The 22,721-nt window shown below is 71.4% G+C and carries 16 protein-coding genes; 10 read left to right on the top strand and 6 right to left on the bottom strand.

Annotated elements, in window-relative coordinates; translation table 11 throughout:
* Positions 1-61 precede the first annotated feature (61 nt).
* The 3 genes from EBH09_RS03850 to EBH09_RS03840 all read left to right on the top strand — a co-directional run bounded on the left by EBH09_RS03850 (position 62) and on the right by EBH09_RS03840 (position 4,747).
* On the top strand, positions 62-982 hold the full coding sequence (locus EBH09_RS03850) for a universal stress protein (RefSeq protein WP_121745583.1): 921 nt from the start codon (positions 62-64) through the stop codon (positions 980-982).
* 258 nt (positions 983-1,240) lie between these two features.
* The gene (locus EBH09_RS03845) at positions 1,241-1,861 is read left to right on the top strand and encodes a DoxX family membrane protein (protein ID WP_193776094.1); all 621 of its coding nucleotides are present in this window, start codon (positions 1,241-1,243) and stop codon (positions 1,859-1,861) included.
* 501 nt (positions 1,862-2,362) lie between these two features.
* Positions 2,363-4,747, top strand: a complete 2,385-nt coding sequence (locus tag EBH09_RS03840; protein ID WP_121745582.1) for a phosphoketolase family protein — start codon at positions 2,363-2,365, stop codon at positions 4,745-4,747.
* 107 nt (positions 4,748-4,854) lie between these two features.
* Here the strand turns inward: EBH09_RS03840 and EBH09_RS03835 are convergent, their stop codons facing one another.
* The 5 genes from EBH09_RS03835 to ppdK form a co-directional block, all read right to left on the bottom strand.
* On the bottom strand, positions 4,855-5,283 hold the full coding sequence (locus tag EBH09_RS03835; protein WP_121746225.1) for an STAS domain-containing protein: 429 nt from the start codon (positions 5,281-5,283) through the stop codon (positions 4,855-4,857).
* A 158-nt stretch (positions 5,284-5,441) separates the two neighbouring features.
* The gene (gene adhE / locus EBH09_RS03830; RefSeq protein WP_121745581.1) at positions 5,442-8,084 is read right to left on the bottom strand and encodes a bifunctional acetaldehyde-CoA/alcohol dehydrogenase; all 2,643 of its coding nucleotides are present in this window, start codon (positions 8,082-8,084) and stop codon (positions 5,442-5,444) included.
* Between the two features lie 232 nt (positions 8,085-8,316).
* Positions 8,317-8,964 carry a CBS domain-containing protein gene (locus EBH09_RS03825; protein ID WP_238697172.1) on the bottom strand — a complete coding sequence of 216 codons (648 nt, stop codon included), beginning with the start codon at positions 8,962-8,964 and terminating at the stop codon, positions 8,317-8,319.
* 12 nt (positions 8,965-8,976) lie between these two features.
* Positions 8,977-9,438 carry a hypothetical protein gene (locus tag EBH09_RS03820; protein WP_345940919.1) on the bottom strand — a complete coding sequence of 154 codons (462 nt, stop codon included), beginning with the start codon at positions 9,436-9,438 and terminating at the stop codon, positions 8,977-8,979.
* A 135-nt stretch (positions 9,439-9,573) separates the two neighbouring features.
* Positions 9,574-12,276: a pyruvate, phosphate dikinase gene (gene ppdK / locus EBH09_RS03815; RefSeq protein WP_121745580.1), complete on the bottom strand. Its 2,703-nt coding sequence runs from the start codon at positions 12,274-12,276 to the stop codon at positions 9,574-9,576.
* Positions 12,277-12,508: 232 nt separating this feature from the next.
* Here ppdK and EBH09_RS03810 point away from each other — a divergent pair, with 232 nt between their 5' ends.
* From EBH09_RS03810 to EBH09_RS03780, 7 genes are all read left to right on the top strand, one after another.
* Positions 12,509-13,456, top strand: a complete 948-nt coding sequence (locus EBH09_RS03810; protein WP_121745579.1) for a universal stress protein — start codon at positions 12,509-12,511, stop codon at positions 13,454-13,456.
* Positions 13,457-13,599: 143 nt separating this feature from the next.
* Complete coding sequence (gene pflB, locus EBH09_RS03805) at positions 13,600-15,858, top strand: formate C-acetyltransferase (protein WP_121745578.1); 2,259 nt, start codon at positions 13,600-13,602, stop codon at positions 15,856-15,858.
* A 5-nt stretch (positions 15,859-15,863) separates the two neighbouring features.
* A complete protein-coding gene (pflA, locus tag EBH09_RS03800; protein WP_121746223.1) occupies positions 15,864-16,616 on the top strand; it encodes a pyruvate formate-lyase-activating protein in 753 nt (250 codons plus the stop codon).
* Positions 16,617-16,710: 94 nt separating this feature from the next.
* Entirely contained in the window at positions 16,711-17,409 is a 699-nt protein-coding gene (locus EBH09_RS03795) for a response regulator transcription factor (RefSeq protein ID WP_121745577.1), read from the top strand.
* Positions 17,410-17,575: 166 nt separating this feature from the next.
* Positions 17,576-18,601 (top strand): type I glyceraldehyde-3-phosphate dehydrogenase, encoded by a 1,026-nt coding sequence (gene gap / locus EBH09_RS03790; RefSeq protein WP_121745576.1) that lies wholly within the window; start codon positions 17,576-17,578, stop codon positions 18,599-18,601.
* A 121-nt stretch (positions 18,602-18,722) separates the two neighbouring features.
* A complete protein-coding gene (locus EBH09_RS03785) occupies positions 18,723-20,483 on the top strand; it encodes a GAF domain-containing protein (RefSeq protein WP_121745575.1) in 1,761 nt (586 codons plus the stop codon).
* 246 nt (positions 20,484-20,729) lie between these two features.
* Entirely contained in the window at positions 20,730-21,398 is a 669-nt protein-coding gene (locus tag EBH09_RS03780) for an OsmC family protein (RefSeq protein WP_238697171.1), read from the top strand.
* Positions 21,399-21,493: 95 nt separating this feature from the next.
* Here EBH09_RS03780 and EBH09_RS03775 read toward each other — a convergent pair whose 3' ends face one another.
* On the bottom strand, positions 21,494-22,477 hold the full coding sequence (locus EBH09_RS03775) for a hypothetical protein (RefSeq protein ID WP_193776093.1): 984 nt from the start codon (positions 22,475-22,477) through the stop codon (positions 21,494-21,496).
* Positions 22,478-22,721: the final 244 nt, after the last annotated feature.

Here is a 22,721-nt window from a genome sequence, read left to right as displayed (position 1 = left end):
TGGCCCCTGCTGTCACCGCCTGACGGGACCAAGACTCGAAGCAGCCTGAAGGAGGATCTCCATGACCCGCACCATCACCGTCGGACTGGACGGCTCGCCGGCGAGCCTGGCTGCCGCAGACTGGGCCGCGCACGAGGCACAGCTCAGGGACCTGCCTCTGAGGCTCGTGGCCGCGTGGGAGTGGCAAGCCCCCGCCTTCGCACCTGCGACCGGACTCGGCGTGCCGGTGCCGCCGAGCGACCTCCAGCGGGCATCGGCACAGCACCTGCTGGCCCGGGCGCGCTCCCGCGTCGGCGAGACCCGCCCCGGGCTGCGGATCGACACGGACGAGGTCCCCGGTCTGCCCGTCCCGGCTCTGCTGAAGGCCGCCGAGGAGGCCGAGCTGCTGGTAATGGGCTCCCGCGGACTGAGCAAGGCGGCGGGATACCTGCTCGGTTCCGTCTCCCATGCCGTCCTGGCCTCGTGCGAGCGGCCCGTCGTCCTGGTCCGTGCTGCCGAGCACGGCGAAGAGGAGGCGCCGGCGGAGACCTCGGCACGCGAGGTCTCCGCCGTCTCCGGCCACCGTGACGTCGTCCTGGGCCTGGACCTGCACAAGCCCAATGACGCGGTGATCGACTTCGCCTTCGACGCGGCTTCACGGCGCGCCGTACGCCTACGGATCATTCACGGCTGGACGCTGCCGCCCTACTACTACGGCGGCGCGCTCATGCCCGACCTGAACGACGGCATGGTCAAGCAGGTACGGAGCGAACTGTCCGACGTCCTGCGACCGTGGCAGGACAGGTACCCCACAGTGGAGGTGCACGCGCAGGCCACGATCGGTGGTGCCGGGCGCCACCTGGTCGACGCCTCCTATGACGCCGCCCTCGTGGTGGTGGGCAGGCAGAACCGTCGGGCGGCGGTGGGCGCTCATATCGGTCCGGTGACCCAGGCGCTGCTGCATCATGCCGTCGCTCCGGTGGCGGTGATCTCGCACGACTGACCGAGAAGGACTTGCCCAGGCGAACTCAACGAGGGAGACCTCCCCCTGTCCGATCCTCAGCCCGCCTGTACGCGATGCGTGAGACACCGCCGCGTACAGGCGGGCTGTTTCAGCGCCGGTGGTGGCCGAAGGTCCCTGGGGATTGGGGCTGTTGGGGCCCTGGGGTGTGGCCCTTCGGCGTCGGGTGCGGGGTGGTGGGGTCCGGGAGAGTGAGTGGTGTCAGGCACCAGCCGGATCTTCTCTGAAGGAGCCGCTGTCATGGCCGTGCACCAGTCCACGCACCGTAGTTCGGGTTTTCGTCTGCCGTGGTTCCGTCGTGACGGCGCGGTTTCCGCGCCCGGGTCGGTGGAGGCCAGCGCGTTCACCGCACGGGCCTGTGTGTTCGCGTCGGCCCGGGTGCTGATGGGGTTCGTGTTCCTGTGGGCGTTCCTGGACAAGACGTTCGGGTTCGGTTACGCCACCGCGTCCGGGAGGGGCTGGGTCGACGGTGGTTCGCCCACGGAGGGTTTCCTGGGGCATGTGGCGGTCGGTCCGATGGAGTCGACGTTCCACTCGTGGGCCGGGGCGGCGTGGGCGGACTGGCTGTTCATGCTGGGTCTGCTGGGGATCGGGCTGGCTCTGACCGCGGGGGTGGCGCTGCGTCTGGCGGCCTTCGCGGGGACGGTGATGATGGCGTTGATGTGGGTGGCGGAGTGGCCGCCGGCCAAGCACCTGTCCGACGGGTCGGCGAGCATGTCGACGAACCCGTTCGCCGACTACCACCTGGTGTACGCCGTGGTGCTCATCGCCCTGGCCGCGGTCTCGGCCGGGAACGTCTTCGGGCTGGGCCGGCTGTGGGCGCGGCTCCCCGTCGTCCGCGACCACGCGTGGCTGCGCTGAACACGACTGGTGGGGCGGGACCACCCGAGGACCCGCCCCACCAGCACGTCCGCGGGCCTACCGGTGTGCCGCGCGGGTCGTTCCTCGTCGGGCCGGCGCGGGACGGCGTGCGGAGCGTCGAGGGCCCTGGGCGCGCAGCAGAGCAGGATCTTGGTCCGTCCGGGAGGGAGGCCGGGTGAGCGTGCCCGGTCTCTCTCAGTACGTGCCCCCGAGCCTCGGGACGGCTACGGCGGGTCGACGCGGGTGGTCGCCGATGAGCGGACAGAACAGATGAGTCACAGCGAGGAAGGGGCGCGTATGGACGTCAACGAGGTGCTGCTGCCCGGCGTGGGACTGCGCTACGAGTTCGTCTATTCGATCGAACACCGGGCGGCCGCAAGCGGTATGTGTACAGAAGGGTCCGGTCGGCCCTGTCAGGTACCCGGTGAACGGGGCAGGGTGAGACGAAAGACCTCGCAGGGCTCTCCGTCGAGCCGACCATCGACCGCAAGGGAACCCAACATGTGCGCCCATTCGCAACAGGTGTCCAGTCCGCTCTCGGACAAGGAATTAAGGAGGCTGGACGCCCATTGGCGTGCAGCGAACTATCTGTCCGTCGGCCAGATCTACCTGATGTCCAATCCTCTGCTCACCGAACCGCTGCGCGCTGAGCACGTCAAGCCGCGGCTGCTCGGTCACTGGGGCACTTCACCTGGCCTCAACCTCGTGTACACACACCTCAACCGACTCGTCCGCTCCCGGGGGCTGGAAGCCGTCTGCATCTGGGGGCCCGGTCACGGCGGCCCCGCCGTGGTGGCCAATTCCTGGCTGGAAGGGTCGTACACGGAGACCTACCCGGACATCACCCGGGACGCCGTCGGGATGGCCCGGCTGTTCCGGCAGTTCTCGTTCCCCGGAGGCGTCCCCAGCCACGTGGCCCCGGAGACGCCCGGCTCCATCCACGAGGGCGGGGAACTCGGCTACGCCCTCTCTCACGCCTACGGCGCCGCCTTCGACAACCCCGGCCTGCTGGTCACCTGTGTCATCGGTGACGGTGAGGCGGAGACGGGGCCGCTGGCCGCCTCCTGGCACTCGAACAAGTTCCTGGACCCCGTGCAGGACGGCGCCGTCCTGCCGATCCTGCACCTCAACGGCTACAAGATCGCCAATCCCACCGTGCTGTCCCGGCTTCCGGAGTCCGAACTCGACGAACTCCTCAAGGGATACGGACACGAGCCCATCCACGTCACCGGAGACGAGCCGGCCGCCGTCCACCGCGCGATGGCCCAGGCCATGGACACCGCCGCGGACCGTATCGCCGCTGTTCAGCGCGCCGCCCGGGAAGAGGGGGAGACGGAGCGGCCCCGCTGGCCGATGATCGTTCTGCGTACCCCCAAGGGCTGGACCGGCCCCGCCGAGGTCGACGGCCTCCCCGTGGAAGGGACCTGGCGAGCTCACCAGGTCCCTCTGTCAGCCGTCCGGGACAACCCCGACCACCTGCGGCAGCTCGAGGAATGGCTGCTCTCCTACCGGCCGCAAGAGCTGTTCGACGAGCGCGGAGCACCTCGCCCGGACGTCCTGACGTGCGTCCCCGACGGCGCACGCAGGCTGGGATCGACCCCGCACGCCAACGGCGGCCTGCTGGTGCGCGAACTCCCGCTGCCGCCTCTGGAGAGGTTCGCCGTCCCGGTGGACAAGCCGGGCGCGACCCTGCACGAACCCACTCGCGTCCTCGGCGACCTGCTGGAGTACATCATGCGCGAGACCGCCGACCGACGTGACTTCCGCGTCGTCGGCCCCGACGAGACCGCCTCCAACCGCCTCCAGGCCGTCTACGGCGCCAGCGGCAAGGCATGGCAGGCCCGCACCCTTGACGTGGACGAGCACCTGGACCGCCACGGCCGGGTGATGGAGATTCTCTCCGAACACACTTGCCAGGGCTGGCTGGAGGGATACCTTCTCACCGGCCGGCACGGGCTGTTCTCCTGCTACGAGGCGTTCGTCCACATCGTCGACTCCATGGTCAACCAGCACATCAAATGGCTGCGCGTGACCCGCCGCCTGCCCTGGCGCGCCCCCATCGCCTCCCTCAACTACCTGCTCACCTCCCACGTGTGGCGCCAGGACCACAACGGCTTCTCCCACCAGGATCCCGGCTTCGTCGACCACATCCTCAACAAGAGCCCCGAAGCCGTACGGGTCTACCTGCCGCCGGACGCCAACACCCTGCTCTCCGTCGCCGACCACGCCCTGCGCAGCCGCGACTACGTCAACGTGATCGTCGCCGGCAAACAGCCCTGCTTCGACTGGCTGTCCATGGAGGAGGCCCGGGTGCACTGCGCGCGCGGCGCCGGCATCTGGGACTGGGCCGGCACCGAGGACGGCAGCCGGGAACCCGACGTGGTGCTCGCCTGCGCGGGCGACGTACCCACACAGGAGGTACTGGCCGCCGCACAGCTGCTGAGGCACCACCTGCCGGAGCTGGCCGTCCGGGTCGTGAACGTCGTCGACATCGCCCGACTGCTGCCGAGCGAGGAACATCCCCACGGAATGAGCGACTTCGAGTACAACGGCCTGTTCACCCCCGACAAGCCGGTCGTCTTCGCCTACCACGGCTACCCGTGGCTGATTCACCGACTGGCCTACCGCCGCACAGGCCACCAGCACCTGCATGTGCGCGGCTACAAGGAAATGGGCACGACCACCACACCGTTCGACATGGTGGTCCGCAACGACCTGGACCGCTACCGGCTGGTCATGGACGTCGTCGACCGTGTCCCCGGCCTCGCGGTGCGCGCGGCGGCCGTGCGCCAGGGGATGGAGGACGCCCGGCTGCGTCACCACGCGTACATCCGCGAGCACGGTGTCGACCTTCCCGAGGTAGCCGACTGGACGTGGGACGGCTGACAGGAACCCCGAGGGGCCCGGACCGCGGACGTCGGATCCGCTGTCCGGGCCCTGCTGCGTCCGCTCCCTGGGCGAGTGGGTGGCGCCCCCGGAGAACTGCCCGCCCGTCAGCGAGACCGGCTGAAGCCCCCTCTTGAGCGGTCGGCGAAGGCCGGCACGACGCGTCGGTACCCGCGGGGCTGGACAGCCAGGGCGTCCGTCAGCGACCTGTAGACATCGAAGGAGTCCGCCAGCCCGGTGCGGCGCATGATGTCGCGTAAGCGGTCGCTGCCGGAGACGAGACGCAGCCTGCCGTGCCGCTCACGGATCCGCGCGCGTGCCCTGCACAGCACTCCCAGCGCGGCGCAGTCCAGGAAGGGCACAGGACGGAGGTCTACGACCAGATCGGGGTGTGGGCATGCGGTGAGGGCGTCCAGCCGGGCCGTGACGATCGGTGTCACGGTGATGCCGAGGTCTCCACGCAGTTCCAGGACGGTCGTGTGGCCGACGGTGTACTCGGAGCGGATCTGGCCGGTGCGGGCGTGCTCGTGCGTCATAGGGACAGCCAAGACCAGGTGCTCGCCGGGCAGTAGGGTCCGATGGCCCATGCGCAGGGGCCCGTGCGACCCCTCGGGAGGTCAGCCCCGCCGGGCATGGCGAAGCCGCCGCGCGGAAGTTGTCAGGCTCCCGCGCGGCGGCCTCCGGCACGGCCTGTTCAGCCGTGGTACGCCGTGCGCATCAGCTCCTGCATGTCGTCGAGCATCGGCATGCGCGGGTTGGCCGGCGCGCACTGGTCCTCGTAGGCGTTGAGGGCCTGCTGGGGCAGGGCGTCGAGGAAGGCGCGCTCGTCGACGCCGAGGGCCTGGAACGTCGGCTCTATGCCGACGGCGTCGCGGAGCCGCTCGACGGCCGCGGCGAGTGACTCCACGCCCTCGGCCGGAGCGGCCGCGGGCAGCCCGAGGGTGCGGGCGATGTCCTGGAAGCGTTCGGGGGCACGGTAGTTCTCGTACTTGGGCCAGCCGGTCAGCTTCGTCGGGACGGTGCCGTTGTAGCGGATGACATGCGGCAGCAGGACCGCGTTGGTGCGGCCGTGCGCGATGTGGAACGTGGCGCCGAGGGTGTGCGACATGGCATGGACGATGCCGAGGAAGGCGTTGCCGAAGGCCATGCCCGCGATGGTGCCGGCGTTGTGCATCTTCTCCCGGGCCTCCGCGGCGTTGGCACGGTTGTTCACGGCCGCCTCGAGATGGCCGAAGACCAGGCGGATGGCGTGCAGGGCGAGGCCGTCGGTGAAGTCGTTGGCGTAGACGGACACGTACGCCTCGATGGCGTGGGTGAGGGCGTCGAAGCCGCTGTCGGCGGCGAGCGCGGGGGGCAACGCGGTCGTGAGGAGGGGGTCGATGATCGCGACGCTGGGGGTGAGGGCGTAGTCGGCGAGCGGGTACTTCTTGCCGGTCGCGGGGTCGGAGATGACGGCGAACGGGGTGACCTCGGCGCCGGTGCCGGAGGTGGTGGGCACGCAGACCAGGCGGGCCTGCTTGCCGAGGGTGGGGAAGCGGAAGGCGCGCTTGCGGATGTCGGAGAACTTCTGCCGCATGTCCGCGAAGTCGATGCCGGGCTGCTCGTACAGCAGCCACATGACCTTGGCGGCGTCCATGGGGGAGCCACCGCCGAGCGCGATGATCGTGTCGGGGCGGAAGTCCCGCATGAGGTCGGCGCCGTGCTGGACGGAGTCGATGCTGGGTTCGGGCTGGACGTTGTCGATGATCTGGAGGGTGACCGGTTCCCGACGCCGTTGCAGGACGCGGCTGATCCGGTCGACGAATCCGAGGCGGGTCATGGTGGCGTCGGTGACGATGGTGACGCGGTGGACGTCCGGCATGGAGGTCAGGTAGCGGATGGCCTGCGGTTCGAAGTAGATCTTCGGCGGGACCTTGAACCACTGGAGGTTGTTGCGGCGGGTGGAGACCCGCTTGACGTTGAGCAGCTGGGCGGCGGAGACGTTGTTGGACACCGAGGTGCTGCCCCAGGAGCCGCACCCCAGCGTGAGCGAGGGCAGCAGGCCGTTGTAGATGCCGCCGATCGCGCCCTGCGAGGACGGCGAGTTGACGATGATCCGTACGGTCTTCATCCGCATGCCGTACGCCTCCGCCACGGCAGGCTCCTCGGTGTGGATGACGGCGCTGTGGCCCTGGCCGTGGAAGGCGACCATGTCGGCGGCGAGGTCGAACCCGCGGCGTTCGTCCTCGGCGCGTAGTACGGCGAGGACCGGGCAGAGCTTTTCACGGGTCAGCGGCTCGTCGGGGCCGACCCGTTCGGCCTCGACCAGGATGACCGAGGTGTCTGCCGGCACCGAGAATCCGGCCCGCTCGGCGATCCACGCCGGGCTCTGCCCGACGGCGGCCGCGTTGACCTTGGGTTCGCAGCCGGCGCCCGAACCGCCGGTGGCGGGAAAGAGGAAGGACTCCAGCTTCGTCTTCTCCTCCGGGGTGGCCAGATGGGCGTGCAGGGAGCGGAACTCGGTGATCGCGGCGTCGTAGATCTCCGTGTCCAGGATGACGGCCTGCTCGGAGGCGCAGATCATGCCGTTGTCGAACGACTTGGACAGCACGAGGTCGTTGACGGCTCGGCGCAGCTTGGCGCTGCGGTGGACGTAGGCCGGGACGTTGCCGGCACCGACCCCGAGGGCCGGCTTGCCGGCCGAGTAGGCGGCCTTGACCATGGCGTTGCCGCCGGTGGCGAGGATCAGCGAGACGCCCGGGTGATGCATGAGCGTGCGGGTGGCCTCGACGGACGGGGCCTCGATCCACTGCACGCAGTGCTCCGGCGCTCCGGCGGCAATGGCCGCGTCCCGCACGACGCGGGCCGCTTCGGAGCTGCACCGCTGGGCGGACGGGTGGAACGCGAAGATCACCGGGTTGCGGGTCTTCAGCGCCATCAGCGCCTTGAAGACCGTGGTCGAGGTCGGGTTGGTGACGGGGGTGACCGCGGCCACCACGCCCACCGGTTCGGCGATCTCCACCATGTCCTCGATGTCGTCCCGGCCGATGACCCCGACGGTCTTCGTGTGGCTCATGCTGTGCGTGACGTGCTCGCACGCGAACATGTTCTTGGCGGCCTTGTCCTCGAAGACCCCGCGCCCCGTCTCCTCGACCGCCAGGCGGGCCAGGGCGGTGTGCTGGTCCAGGGCGGCGACCGACGCCTTCTTGACGATGTGGTCGACCTGTTCCTGGGAGAGGACCTCGTAGCCGGCGAGAGCCTTGAGGCCGGCGGTGACCAGACGGTCCACGGCGACCGCGGTGTCGGACGGGGCGTCGATCCCGACGCGGTCCTTGGTCCGCGCGTCCTGTCGGGTCATGGTGGTGTGCCTCCGTTGTCAGGGACCGCCGTGCTCATGCGGCGGCACGGGACGGGAGGGACACCGCGGGGGACCGGCGCCCCTCCCTGACTCCACTCTCCGACGGGTCGCGGTGCCGTGGCAGGCGCCGAAGGGCCCCTCTCGCGTCCGTCCGGCCCGGCTGGGCAGGGACCGTCGGCCCCGGCACGGCCTGCCCGCCCGGCCCGCCGCACGTCGGCGCCGGCCGCTGAGGTCACGGGCTCACGGTCCGGTGGGACTGGGTGGGTGACTCGCGGTCGTCGATGCGGAAGCCCAGGCCGTTCACCACGCCGACCACGCCGTCGAGCCGCCAGACGGCGTGCACGAGTTCCGGCACCTGGCCACGCGCTTCCACCCGGCCGTCGAGGGTGACGACGCCGTCGCGGACGGCGACGCGGACCGCGTCGGACGGCAGCCCCATCGCGGTCGCGACGATCTCCTCGGTCACCTGGCGGCGGATGTCGTCGTCCGCGCGCAGGAAGACCCGTAGCAGGTCACGGCGGGTGGCGATGCCGATGAGGCGGTCGGCCTCGTCGACCACGGGCAGTCGCTCGACGCCGCGGCGCTCCATGAGCCGGGCGGCGTCCGGCACGGTCTGCTCGGGGTGCACGGTGATGGCGGGGCTCGACATCACGTCGCCCGCCGTCACGGACGGCGGCGGAGCGGGGTCGTCCCGGTGCGCCTGGTTGCGTACGAGGTCGCTGCCGGACAGGACGCCGAGGACCTTGTCGTCGGCGTCGACCACCGGCAGTCCGCTGATCCGGTGGTGGTCGAGCAGCCGGACGACCTCTTTGAAGGGTGTCGTCCGGCGGGCGTGGACGACGTCCCTGGTCATTACCTCGCCGACGATGTGAGCGGTCACGGCGGATCTCCTTCACGAGCACGGGCGGGGGAGGCTCGGAGCCCGGTTCGGCTCCGGCTCCCCGCCGGGTCGGGCGGGCGCCGTGTGGCACCTACTTCTGCGGGCCGCCGCGCCACGGGGGCGGGGCGGCCGTCCGGCGGGTGGTGTCGCTTCGGTGGGTGACGCGTTCGGTGGCGGAGCGCAGCCGGTCGTGGAGCCGGCGGCGAGTTCGCGGGCGCTCGCCTCGCGTGCGTGGACGACGACGAGGTCGCTGCCGACCCGGATGTCGGTGCGGCCGGACCAGGGCGGTTCGACGTGGTGGGCCGATGCCCGCCGTACGCGCACCTCACCGTTCACGGGCGGCAGGCCGGGCCGGTCCAGAGCGGCGGCGACCTTCTCGTGAAGGTAGGCGAGGGATTCCTCGTCCACCTCGCCGTCGGTGCGGACCAGCACGGCGGCGGCGGTCTCACGGGCACCGATGTCCTCGGCGGTCATGTGTTCCACTCCCTGTGATCGTTCTGCGTCGCCTCAAGCCTGCTGCGCCGGTCGCTCCCGTCCCAGGGGCGACCGGTCCCGGAGGGAGGAGCGGCCGGTCCCTGGCACGAGGGCCGAGCGGCCCCGCCCCGCGGTTCACCTGCTGTCGCTCCCCTCGGTCTCCTCCAGCGCCGCCCGCCCCGCCTCCAGCCGCGCCACCGGCACCCGGAACGGCGAGCAGGAGACGTAGTCCAGTCCGGCGGTGTGGAAGAAGTGCACCGAGTCGGGGTCGCCGCCGTGCTCACCGCACACCCCGATCTTGAGGTCCGGGCGGGTGGCGCGGCCCTCGGCGACCGCGATGTCCACCAGCCGGCCGACCCCCTCGCGGTCGAGCGCCTCGAAGGGGGAGGTGGAGAAGACGCCCTTGTCCAGGTAGGCGGAGAAGAACTCCGCCTCGACGTCGTCGCGGGAGAAGCCCCAGGTGGTCTGGGTCAGGTCATTGGTGCCGAAGGAGAAGAACTCGGCCTCCTCGGCGATCCGGCCCGCCGTCAGGGCGGCCCTGGGCAGCTCGATCATGGTGCCGACCGGGCAGTCGAGGACGACTCCGGCCGCCCGTGAGATCTCGGCCAGCACCCGCTGGACCTCCGCGCGCACGAGGCGGAGTTCACGGACGTCACCGACGAGCGGCACCATGATCTCCGCCTGGGGTGCGCCACCGGCCAACAGGCGCTCGGTCACGGCCTCACCGATCGCCCGGACCTGCATGGCGACCAGGCCGGGCACGACCAGGCCCAGGCGTACGCCGCGCAGCCCGAGCATCGGGTTCTCCTCGTGCATGCGGTTCACCGCGCCGAGCAGTTCGACGTCGTGCGTGTCCGGCTCCTCGCCACGGGCATGAACGGTGGCGATCCGCACCGCCAGTTCGGTGTGGTCGGGCAGGAATTCGTGCAGTGGCGGGTCCAGCAGCCGGATGGTGACCGGCAGACCGTCCATGGCCTCCAGGATGCCGACGAAGTCCCGCCGCTGCAGCGGCAGGAGGTCCGCCAGGGCCCGGTCGCGCTCGGCGTCCGTGCCGGCCAGGATCATCTGCTCGACCAGCTTGCGGCGGTCACCGAGGAACATGTGCTCGGTGCGGCACAGGCCGATGCCCTGCGCTCCGAACCGGCGGGCCCGGACGGCGTCCTCCGGGGTGTCGGCGTTGGCCCGCACCTCCAGCCGCCGCACGGTGTCGGCGCGGGCCAGCGCCCGGGCCACCGCGTCGACCACGTCCACGCCCTGCGAGCCACCGCCGCCCCGGCCGTCCTCCAGATACCGGATCACCGCCGAGTCCACCAGCGGCACCGAACCGGCGTACACCGCTCCGGCGGAGCCGTCCACCGAGACGACGGTGCCCTCCTCGACCACGGTGCCGTCCGCGGCGGTGAAGCGCCGGGCCTCGGTGTCCACGGTGAGCTCCTCGGCGCCGCACACGCAGACCTTGCCCATGCCGCGGGCGACGACGGCCGCGTGGCTGGTCTTGCCACCCCGGCTGGTGAGGACCGCCTGAGCGGCGATCATGCCGGGCAGGTCGTCCGGGGTGGTCTCCTGACGGACCAGGACCACCTTCTCGCCGGCCGTGGCGCGGTGCACCGCCTGGGCGGAGTCGAAGACCACCGCCCCGACCGCCGCGCCGGGAGAGGCCGGGACGCCGTGGGCGAGTGCGGTACCGGTCGCGGAGGCGTCGAAGCGCGGGAACATCAGCCGGGCCAGGCCCTCGCCGCTCACCCGGGCCAGCGCCTCGTCCGGGGTGATGAGCCCTTCGTCGGCCAGCTCGGCGGCGAGAACGAAGGCGGCCTCGGCGGTGCGCTTGCCGACGCGGGTCTGGAGCATCCACAGGGTGCCGCGTTCGATGGTGAACTCGATGTCGCACAGATCCCGGTAGTGGCGTTCCAGGGTGCGCATGTGCGTGCGCAGCCCGTCGTAGGACGTGGCGTCCAGGCGCTTCAGCTCGGCCAGCGGCACGGTGTTGCGGATGCCGGCGACGACGTCCTCGCCCTGCGCGTCGGGCAGGTAGTCGCCGTACAGGCCGGAACGGCCGGTGGCCGGGTCGCGCGTGAAGGCGACGCCGCTGCCGGAGTCGGCCCCGAGGTTGCCGAAGACCATGCGCTGGACGTTGACGGCGGTACCCAGATCGTCGGCGATGTGCTCGCGGCGCCGGTACAGGCGGGCGCGTTCGCCGTTCCAGGACTCGAAGACGGCCAGGACCGCCCGGCGCAGCTGCTCGGCGGGGGACTGGGGGAAGTGGCCGCCTGTCTCCAGGCGGATCAGGTTCTTGTACGTCTCGACCAGCTCGGCCAGGTCGGATGCCGTCAGGTGCACGTCGTCCTGGACGCCGCGCAGGTCCTTGAGGAGGGCGAGGGACCGCTCGAAGCGGGAGGAGTCGACGCCCATGACCGTGCTGCCGAACATCTGGACGAGGCGGCGGTAGGAGTCCCAGGCGAAGCGTTCGTTGCCGGAGATCTTGGCGAGCCCGAGGACGGAGTCGTCGTTGAGGCCGATGTCGAGAATCGTCTCCATCATGCCGGGCATGGAGAACTTCGCGCCGGAGCGGACGGACAGCAGTAGCGGGTCGTCCGGCTGTCCCAGCGAACGGCCGACGGAGGCTTCGAGCACCGACAGGTGTGCGGAGACCTCCTCCCACAGGCCCGCGGGTTCGCTGCCCGTCTCCAGGAAGGCGCGGCACGCCTCGGTGACGAGGGTGAAGCCCGGCGGTACGGGGAGCCCGAGCCGAGTCATCTCCGCCAGGTTCGATCCCTTGCCGCCGAGGAGATCGGCCATGTCACGGCCGCCCTCGGTGAAGTCGTACACGTAACGGACCATGACGCTGCGCTCCTCAAGCGTTGGGGCGTGATGACTCCAGCGTCGGACGGGGGCAGGCCCGACGCGAGGTGCCGGCCGTCCCGCGTGAGGGACCGGTCGGCCCCCGATGAGCCCTTGTCGTTCCGGAGGGACCATCGGCGCCCTGCCGGGGCTGTACGGCCCGTGGACCACCGGCACGGCCGGGCCGAGGCTCGAAGCCATCGGAATTCGACGAGCAGGGAGGGGACACGTCATGCCGCACGACATCGTGGTGGGGATCGACGGATCGACCGAAGGACTGGCCGCCGCACACTGGGCGGCCCAGGAGGCGCAGCGGCGAGGAACCGGACTCGGCGTGATCCACGTCTGGCACCGCCACCCCCACCCCGCGCCGTACGTCCCCATGGACAGCACCGAGCGCGACTGGGCCGAGCAGCTCCTGGGCGAGGCCGTACGCAGCGTCCGGGCCGCCCACCCGGGGCTACGGATCACCGGCCGACTCGTGTGCGACGCCACGGTGGCCGGCCTGCTCAAGGCCGCGGCCGACACCGACCTGCTGGTCCTCGGTTCCCGTGGCCTCGGACCCCTGGGCGGCTTCCTCACGGGCTCCGTGTCCCAGCGATTCGTCGGCCGGTCCACCCGCCCGGTCGTCCTGGTCCGCGCCGGACGGTCCGCCGCCGACGAGCACCTGCCGGCCACCGACGGCGTCGCCCCGGAGGAGATACCGGAGACGCCCTACCGTCACGTGGTCCTGGGGCTGCAGACGGATCGTCCTTGCGACGAACTGATCGAGTTCGCCTTCGACGCCGCCCGCCGGCGTGGCACCGGCCTGTCAGTGGTCCACGCTTTCCGGACCGCCTTCCGGCCCGCTCCCGTTCCGTCCGTGCCCCTGGTGTCCGCGGCCCCGGAGGGCCCGGCTCCCGTTCCCTGGCCGCCGCAGGCTCAGGCGCTGGCGGACCAGGAGCGCACCGTGGCGGCGGTGCTGCGTCCCTGGCGGGAGAAGTACCCGACCGTTCCCGTGACCGAGACGGTCACCGAGGGGCGCGCCGCGGTGGTTCTGGTGCGGGCCGCTCAGGACGCGGGCCTCCTGGTGGTGGGCCGCCGCGGGCTCGATCACCAGGTCGGTGTCTTCCCGGGGCCGGTCACGCACGCCGTCCTGCACCACGTCGGATGTCCCGTCGCCGTGGTTCCGCACGACTGACACCACGGCTGCCGGTCGGGGCCGAAGGTCCCGGCCGGGTCGGGGCCGCACGGGACCACCCGGTGCCCTGTCCGGCACTCCTCGCCGCGGACCCGCACGACGAGCATCGACAGTGACAAGACCGTACGACGAGAGGACCTGTGATGACCGCGACGGTGACAGCCGGCCCCCGGACCGCCGACGCCTGGCGGCAGTTCGCCGGGAGCGGGTGGCGTGAGCGCATCGACGTGCGCGACTTCATCCAGGCCAACTACACGCCCTACGAGGGCGACGCCTCCTTCCTGGCCGGCCCCACGGACCGCACCCGAGCGGTCTGGGAGAAGGTCAGCGCGCTGTTCCCGGAGGAGCGGCGCAGGGGCGTGCTCGACGTGGACGCCGCCACCCCCTCCACCATCACCTCGCACGCCCCCGGCTACATCGACCGCGACCGTGAGCTGATCGTCGGCCTGCAGACGGACGCCCCGCTGAAGCGGGCGATCATGCCCAACGGCGGCCTGCGCATGGTGGAGAACGGGCTGAAGGCGTACGGCTACGAGCCCGACCCGTTCGTCACGAAGGTGTTCGACACCTACCGCAAGACCCACAACGCGGGCGTCTTCGACGCCTACACCCCCGCCATGCGCGCCGCCCGCAAAGTCGGCATCATCACCGGGCTGCCCGACGCCTACGGCCGCGGCCGGATCATCGGTGACTACCGTCGCGTCGCCCTGTACGGCACCGACCGGCTCACCGAGGCCAAGCGCGCCGAGCGGGGCCTGCTGGACGCCCGGCCGTCCACCGCCGACGTCGTCCGCGACCGGGAGGAACTCGCCGAGCAGATCCGGGCACTGGGGGAGCTGGCCGAGATGGCCGCATCCTACGGCTGCGACGTCACCCGGCCGGCGGCAACCGCGCACGAGGCCGTCCAGTGGCTCTACCTCGGCTTCCTCGCCGCGGTGAAGGAGCAGAACGGCGCGGCCATGTCGCTGGGCCGTACCTCCACCTTCCTGGACGTCTACCTTGAGCGCGACCTCGACGAGGGGCTCCTCGACGAGAGGCGTGCCCAGGAGCTGATCGACGACTTCGTCATCAAGCTGCGCATCGTGCGCTTCCTGCGCACCCCCGAGTACGACGCCCTGTTCTCCGGCGACCCGACCTGGGTGACGGAGTCCATCGGCGGCATCGGCGCAGACGGCCGCCCACTGGTCACCCGCACCTCCTTCCGCTTCCTGCGGACCCTCTACAACCTCGGCCCCGCCCCGGAACCGAACCTGACCGTCCTGTGGTCGCCCCGGCTCCCCAGCGGCTTCAAGGAGTTCTGCGCCCAGGTGTCCATAGACACCAGCGCCGTCCAGTACGAGTCCGACGACCTGATGCGCCCGCGCACCGGCGACGACACCGCCATCGCCTGCTGCGTCTCCGCGATGGCGGTCGGCAAGCAGATGCAGTTCTTCGGCGCCCGCGTCAACCTGGCCAAGGCACTGCTCTACGCCGTCAACGGCGGCCGCGACGAGATGACCGGCGACCGGATCACCCCCGCCATGCCCCCGCTGACCGGCGAGTATCTGGACTACGACGAACTGTCGGCCGCCTACGACCGTGTGCTGGACTGGCTGGCCCAGACCTACGTCGACGCGCTCAACGTCATCCACTACATGCACGACAAGTACGCCTACGAGCGCATCGAGATGGCCCTCCATGACCACCCCGTGCACCGCTTCATGGCGTGCGGCATCGCCGGACTCTCGGTGGCCGCCGACAGCCTCTCCGCCGTCAAGCACGCCCGGGTGAAGGTCATCCGCGACGCGACCGGACTCGCCGTGGACTTCCACACCGAGGGCGACTTCCCGGCGTACGGCAACAACGACGACCGTGCCGACGCCCTCGCCGTCGAGCTGGTGGAGTCGTTCATGGCGAAGGTGCGCGAGCACCCCACCTACCGCGACGCCGAGCACACCCAGTCGGTGCTGACCATCACCTCCAACGTCGTGTACGGCAAGCTCACCGGCAACACTCCCGACGGCCGCCGCGCCGGCCAGCCCTTCGCCCCCGGCGCCAACCCGATGAACGGCCGTGACAAGCACGGCGTGGCCGCCTCCGCCCTGTCGGTGGCCAAACTGCCCTACGAGGCGGCACGCGACGGCATCTCCCTGACCACCACGATCACCCCGGAAGGGCTGGGCCACGTCCCCGCGGAGCGGGCCGGTCACCTGGTCGGCATCCTCGACGCCTACATGGCCTCCGGCGGCTTCCACATGAACGTCAACGTGCTGGACCGCGCCGTGCTGGAGGACGCGATGGAGCACCCGGAGAAGTACCCCGAGCTGACGATCCGGGTCTCCGGCTACGCCGTGAACTTCGTCCGCCTGACCCGCGAGCAGCAGCTCGACGTGATCAGCCGCACCTTCCACGGATCGCTGTGAGCACGATGCCCCCGACCGTGGCAGCGGGATCGGTCACCGGCCGGATCCATTCCTGGGACCTGTCCACCGGCGTGGACGGCCCCGGGACCCGGTTCGTCCTCTTCACCAGTGGTTGCCCCCTGCGCTGCCTCTACTGCGCCAACCCCGACACCTGGCACATGCGAGACGGCCGGGAGGCCACCGTCGACGAGGTGCTGGCGGAGATCGACAAGTACCGGGACTTCCTCGTCACGGCCGGCGGGGGAGTGACCCTCACCGGCGGCGAACCCCTGCTGCAGCCGGCCTTCACCGCAGCGGTCCTGCGCCGCTGCAAGGAAGCCGGCCTGCACACCGCCCTTGACACCTCCGGCTTCCTCGGTGCCCGCGCCACGGACACGCTCCTGGCCGACACCGACCTGGTGCTGCTGGACGTCAAGTCGTTCGACGTCCCGACGTACCGGAAGCTGACCGGCGGCGCCCTCGCCCCCACCCTGAACTTCGCCACCCGTCTCGACGGGCTGGGCAAGCGCGTGTGGATCAGGTACGTCCTGGTGCCCGGCTGGACCGACGACGAGGAGGCCGTCGACGGACTCGCCGGATTCCTCTCCGGCCTCGCCTGCGTGGAGCGGGTCGACATCCTGCCGTTCCACAAACTCGGCGCGGCCAAGTACGACGCCCTGGGCATCCCCTTCCCTCTGTGTGACACCCCGGTTCCCGACAAGGCACTGGTGGACCGGGTGCGGGGCCAGTTCCGCGAGCGCGGCCTCTTGGCCCACTGACGCAGGCGAAATGAAGGGCCGACCGGCCCTGGACCTCGGCCATCCTGGGAAGAAAGGATTCCGACACAGGCCGAGGCATTGCGAGGAGCATTCGATGGCGCACGGCGAGCAGGGCGACAGCACGGGAAGCCCGATCAGGGTCTTCCTCCTGGACGACCACGAAGTGGTACGACGCGGGGTGCACGACCTGCTGGACGACGAAACGGACATCACCGTGGTGGGAGAGGCGGCGACGGTGGAACAGGCGCTGGTCCGGGTCCCGGCCCTGCGCCCGGACGTGGCCGTCCTCGACGTGCGCCTGCCCGACGGAGACGGCGTGACCGTCTGCCGCGAGCTGCGGTCGCAGATGCCGGACCTGGCCTGCCTGATGCTGACCTCTTTCGACGACGAGGAGGCGCTGTTGGACTCGATCATGGCGGGGGCGGCCGGATACGTCCTGAAGCAGATCCAGGGCTCGGACCTGGTCTCGGCCGTGCGCACCGTGGCCGGCGGCCAGTCGCTGCTGGACGCCAGTGCCACGACCAAGCTGATGGCGCGGCTGCGAGGCGGCGGTCAGCAGCCGGCCGAGGAGCCGGAGATGCTGCCGGGCCTCACCGACCGGGAACGCGAGATTCTGGAACTGATCGGCGAGGGGCTGACCAACCGGCAGATCGGCCAGCGGCTCTACCTGGCCGAGAAGACGGTCAAGAACCACATCTCCCGGCTGCTCGCCAAGCTCGGTGTGGAACGCCGTATCCAGGCCGCCGTCATCGCCACCCAGGCACGGGACCGGATGCGCACCGAAGGCCAGTAGCCGGACGGGTCCGCCGGTGGGCCCCGCACCCTGTCCGCCGTCGGGGGCCGAAGGTCCCCACCACCCACGCCCCCCGGCCCATACCCGCACGGACCCCCGGGCGGCAGGCTGAGAGCGGTCCCGGAACACCGCCGGGCATCGCCGCACCAAGGGGAGGACGGAAGACATGACCGTGCGAGTGGGTATCAACGGCTTCGGCCGGATCGGCCGGAACTACCTGCGTTGCGTCCTGGAACGCACCGGTGCCGCGGCAGCGCCGCTGGAGGTGGTGGCGGTCAACGACGTCACCTCCCCGGCGGCGCTCGCGCACCTGCTGACGTACGACTCGACGTACGGCCGGCTGAACCGCCCCGTCGAGCACGACGAGACCTCGCTGACCGTGGACGGACACCGCATCGCGGTGACCGCCGAGCGTGACCCGGCCGCGCTGGACTGGGGCGGCCTCGGCGTGGACGTGGTGATCGAGTCCACCGGCCGCTTCCGCACCCGCGACCAGGCCGGCCTGCACCTGGCGGTCGGCGCGCGCAAGGTACTCCTGTCCGTGCCCGGCAAGGACGTCGACGCCACGATCGTCATGGGCGTCAACGAGGGCACGTACGACCCGGAGAACCACCACGTGATCTCCAACGCCTCGTGCACCACCAACTGCGTGGCCCCCATGGTCAAGGTCCTCGACGACCACTTCGGCGTCGTCAAGGGACTGATGACCACGATCCACGGCTACACCAACGACCAGGTGGTCCTGGACGGCCCCCACAAGGACCTGCGCCGGGCCCGCTCGGCGGCGGTCAACATCATCCCCACCACCACCGGCGCCGCCCGCGCCGTCGGCCTGGTCCTGCCCGAGCTGGCGGGCACGCTGGACGGCAGCGCCGTACGCGTTCCGGTCGAGGACGGCTCACTGACCGACCTGACCGTGGTCCTCGGCCGGGCAGCGAGCGCCGAGGAGATCAACGCCGCCTACCGAGAGGCCGCCGAGGGACGACTGAAGGATGTCCTGCGGGTGTCCGACGCGCCGATCGTCTCCCGCGACGTGGTCGGCGACCCCGCCTCCTGCGTCCTGGACGCCCCCCTCACCCAGACCCACGGCGACCTGGTCAAGGTCTTCGGCTGGTACGACAACGAGTGGGGCTACACGAACCGCCTGCTCGACCTCACCTCGTACGTCGCGGCCCGGCTGCCCCGGAGCTGACGGTTCCGGCCAGTCGGCCCCGCCGCTGAGCCGATTCCTTATCGTCTCCTTGTTCGAGCCGCTACCGTGGCACGTGCACGGTAAGGCTGCCGACATGCGGTGAGGCGTTGGAGGCGCAGCGGTGAAGAACGCCGGGGAGGCCCACGAGGCACGGGTACGGCTGCCCCAGCTGCGGCTGGACGAGCTGCTGGAGGAGCTGCAGGCCCGTCTGGACGCGGCGCGCGGCACCCGGGACCGGGTCCACAGCCTCCTGGAAGCCGTGCTGTCGGTCGGCCGCGAGCTCGACCTGGAGCAGGCACTGCGCAGCATCGTCGAGGCCGCGGCGGCCCTGGTCGACGCGGAGTACGCGGCGCTCGGGGTGATCGGTCCGGACGGCAAGAGGCTGTCCGCCTTCCACACCGTGGGCGTCGACGCGGAGCAGATCGCGCGCATCGGCCCCTACCCGGAGGGCCACGGCATCCTGGGCGAGCTGATCCGCCGCCCCGAGCCGCTGCGCCTGAGCAAACTCTCCGACCACCCGGCCTCCTACGGGTTCCCGGCCCACCACCCGCCGATGAACACCTTCCTCGGCGTACCGATCCGGGTGCGTGACCACATCTTCGGCAACCTGTACCTGACGGAGAAGCGCGGCGGGCAGCAGTTCGACGAGGACGACGAGTCGGTGCTGGCGACGCTGGCCGTGGCGGCCGGCGTCGCGATCGACAACGCCCGTCTCTACGAGGAGTCCCGGCTGCGCGAGCGTTGGCTCCAGGCGAACGCCGAGATCACCCACACCCTGATGTCCGGCGCGGACCAGGGCGGGGTGCTGTCGCTGATCGCCGAACGGGCCAGGGAGATCACCGCTTCCGCCCTGAGCGTGGTGGCCATGCCGGTGAGCGGAACCGACAACCTCGCCGTCGAACTCGCCATCGGCCAGGAGGCCGAGGTATGGCGCGGGATCGTACTGCCCACGGAGGGCACGCTCATCGGGCAGGCGTTCCTCCAGCGGGCACCGGCCAGCAGCCCGGACGTCTCGTGCGACTCCCGGGTCTCAGCCGGTCCGCCGCCACGCTTCGAAGGGCTCGGACCGGCTGTCGCCGTGCCGATCGGCACGGGCGACGAGGCCCGCGGTGTGGTGCTACTCGTCCGGCAGTCCGGTGGCCGGGAGTTCTCCGAGAAGGAGACCGAGCCGCTCCAGGTCTTCGCCGCCCAGGCCGCCGTCGCGATGGAGCTGGCAGAACGACGCGCGGACGCCGAACAGATCGCCCTGCTGGAGGACCGCGACCGGATCGCCCGTGACCTGCACGACCTCGCCATCCAACGGCTTTTCGCCACCGGCATGACCCTGCAGAGCGCCGGTCGCCGCGTCCAGGACCCCATGGCTTCCGAGCGGATCCTGCGGGCGGTGGACGACCTCGACGAGACCATCAAGATCATCAGGTCGACGATCTTCGGCCTCCGCTCCCGAGACGACGACGCGGCGCCCGGCCTGCGCTCCCGCGCGGTGCGCGCGATCGGCGAGGCCGCCCCGCTCCTCGGCTTCGCTCCCAGTGTCCGCATGGAGGGCCTGCTCGACACGCACGTGCCCACCCAGACCGCCGACCACGTCATGGCCGTCCTCACCGAATCCCTGACCAACGTCGCCCGGCACGCCGGCGCCGACCGCACCGACGTCGTGCTGGAGACGGACGGCAAGCAGGTCCGCCTGACGGTCACGGACAACGGCGTCGGCATTCCGGACGGAGGCCGCCGCAGCGGTCTGACCAACATGGCCGAGCGAGCGCAGAAGCTCGGCGGCGACCTGGAGCTGGAAAGCCCCGGCGGCAAGGGCACGCGGCTGGTGTGGCACGCGCCGCTGGCGCAGTCCCCGGACACGGTGGAGAGCGGCCGGTCCGCCCGGTGACACGGGGTGCCGGCGGGCGAGCGGCACATGAGGGCCCCTGCCGGACGGGGACGGCCGCACCGGGACCATCGGCGCACGGCGCGCGGGTCCCCCGGCCCATGACGGCGAACCGCGACCGCGGTCCAATCGAGGTGCCGAGGCGGACGACCGGGGCCGGCCCGGCCCGCCGGCCCGGCTCGGGTGGGCGGAGCAGCCGCGTCAAGCACGCTTGAGGCTCGACGGCGAGGCACCCGGCCGGGAGACGTCATGAAGATGACCAGCCGCTGCGGACGCACCATCAACGTCACACGACTCGCGCCCCAGGATCTCCCGGCTCCCATGGGACGCGTCGTCCTGGACACTGCCCGTGCCCCGCACGACAGCCGGGCCCCGTGGCTGTCGCTGACGGCCGAGGAGGCGCGGCGCCTGGCCGGTCTGCTGCTCTTCCAGGCCGCCGCCGTGGAGCCCGGCCCTGACGGGCCGGCCGGACGCGTCGACGTGACGCCTGTCGCCGGCGACGCCTTCGAAGTGCGGGTACGGGGACACGTCCTGACCGTCGACCAGCCACGGACCGACGGTGGCAGGGACACGGCACCCACGCCCGTGGAACTCTTCATCGCGTCCGTGGCCTCCTGCACCGCGCACTACGCGGGCCGGTACCTGGACCGGCATGGCCTCAGCCGGGACGGCCTGGCCGTCCGGGCGGACTTCCGCATGGCCGACGACCGCCCCGCACGGGTCGCCTCCCTGTCGATGACCGTCCACGCCCCGTCGCTGCCCGCCGAGCGGCTGGCCGCACTGCGTGCGGTGGTCTCGCACTGCACGGTGAGCAACACACTGGCCGACGCTCCCGGCATGCGGGTGCACGTCGGTTGCGAGCCGGAAAGTGCGGAGACACCACAGGCCGTGGAACACGGGCACGTCGACGCGGGGTGAAAGGCGCGGCAGAAGGGCACGAAGTGCTCATGCTGACCGACTTCAGAAGAGCACCGCCCGGTCGCGTCGTGGACGGGACCGGGCGGCACGCGTGTTCACTCGTCGGCTTCCACTACCTCCTCGACCGGGCGGCGCGGTGACGCGGGACCCTCGGGGCCGTACCCGAGCCGGATCACCATCTGCGTGTACACGCGAGGACCGTCGGCCGGCAGACCGTCGAGGGCCCGGCGCAGATCGGGCCACTCCATGGCCTGGTGAAGAAGCGACGCGCGCACTCCGCGCCGGGTGGCCAGCAGAAGCACGTGTTCCAGGGCCTGGCCGGCCCGCAGCCAGTCCGTCCGCCGGTCGTGCGCCGTGGACAGCAGCGCGAGCGTCGGACGCGTCTCGAAGGCACGGGCGGGCAGCACCTCCGGGTGCCGGTGGGCCCCGAAGTCCCGCATCGGCATGCGGTCCAGCGCGTCCTGCGGGCCCACGGCCGCTGACGGAAGTCCCAGCGACTGAGAGTGCGGGCTACCGACGAGTCGGCGGCTCTCGGCTGCGCGGTCGGCGTCCGCCCGGTTGCGCCGCTCCGCCTCCCGCGTGGCGTGCAACACCCGTTCGGTGTCGTTGCGCCCCGGGAAACGCAGGGTCGCACCCTCCAGATGGGCGGCCTCGGCCAGCTCGGTGAGCAGGACCGACGGCAGCGGTCGCCCGGAGAAGGGGAAACGACTGCTGTGCCTGCGCCACACCGCCTCGTACAAGCCGGTCGACGGCGCACCACGCACCGCTTCGGCGAGCCGGACCGTGGCGAGCAGAGCGGGACGGTCCGGGCACGGGAGCAGCCGGGTCACCGGCTCCCAGCCGAAGTGGGCGGCGGCGACGCGCAGATTGAGGACCGCGCAGCCCACCGACAGGTGCACCGCCCGCCCCACCGGGTCGGTGTGGCGCAGCGCCCGGTCAGCGGCGGCGTCGATCCGTACCGTGCGGGTGTCGGTATCGAGCCGGAAGCGCCAGGGCTGGGTGTTGTGCAGGGACGGCGCGGCCACGGCCGCCGCGACCAGCCGCTCCACGGCCGCAGCGTCGAGGGTTGTCGAGCTCATCGGGTCTCCTTCCCGCCCACGTCCGAGGGCGGCTGGGCCGGTGGGTGGACCCTTCCCAGCCTTCGCCGCCGCCGGCGCGCGCGTAAGGGGCCGTCCGGTCACCGCCCGGCACCGTTCGGCCTTGTCGTTCCGTGGTGGCCGAAGGTCCCTGTGGATTGGGGCTGTTGGGGCCCTGGGGTGTGGCCCTTCGGCGTCGGGTGCGGGGTGGTGGGGTCCGGGAGAGTGAGTGGTGTCAGGCACCAGC

The sequence above is a fragment of the Streptomyces sp. E2N166 genome (assembly GCF_003671715.1).
Lineage (GTDB): Bacteria > Actinomycetota > Actinomycetes > Streptomycetales > Streptomycetaceae > Streptomyces > Streptomyces thinghirensis.
Note: the sequence above shows the minus strand (reverse complement) of the source record. Positions and strands in the feature narration are given on the sequence as shown.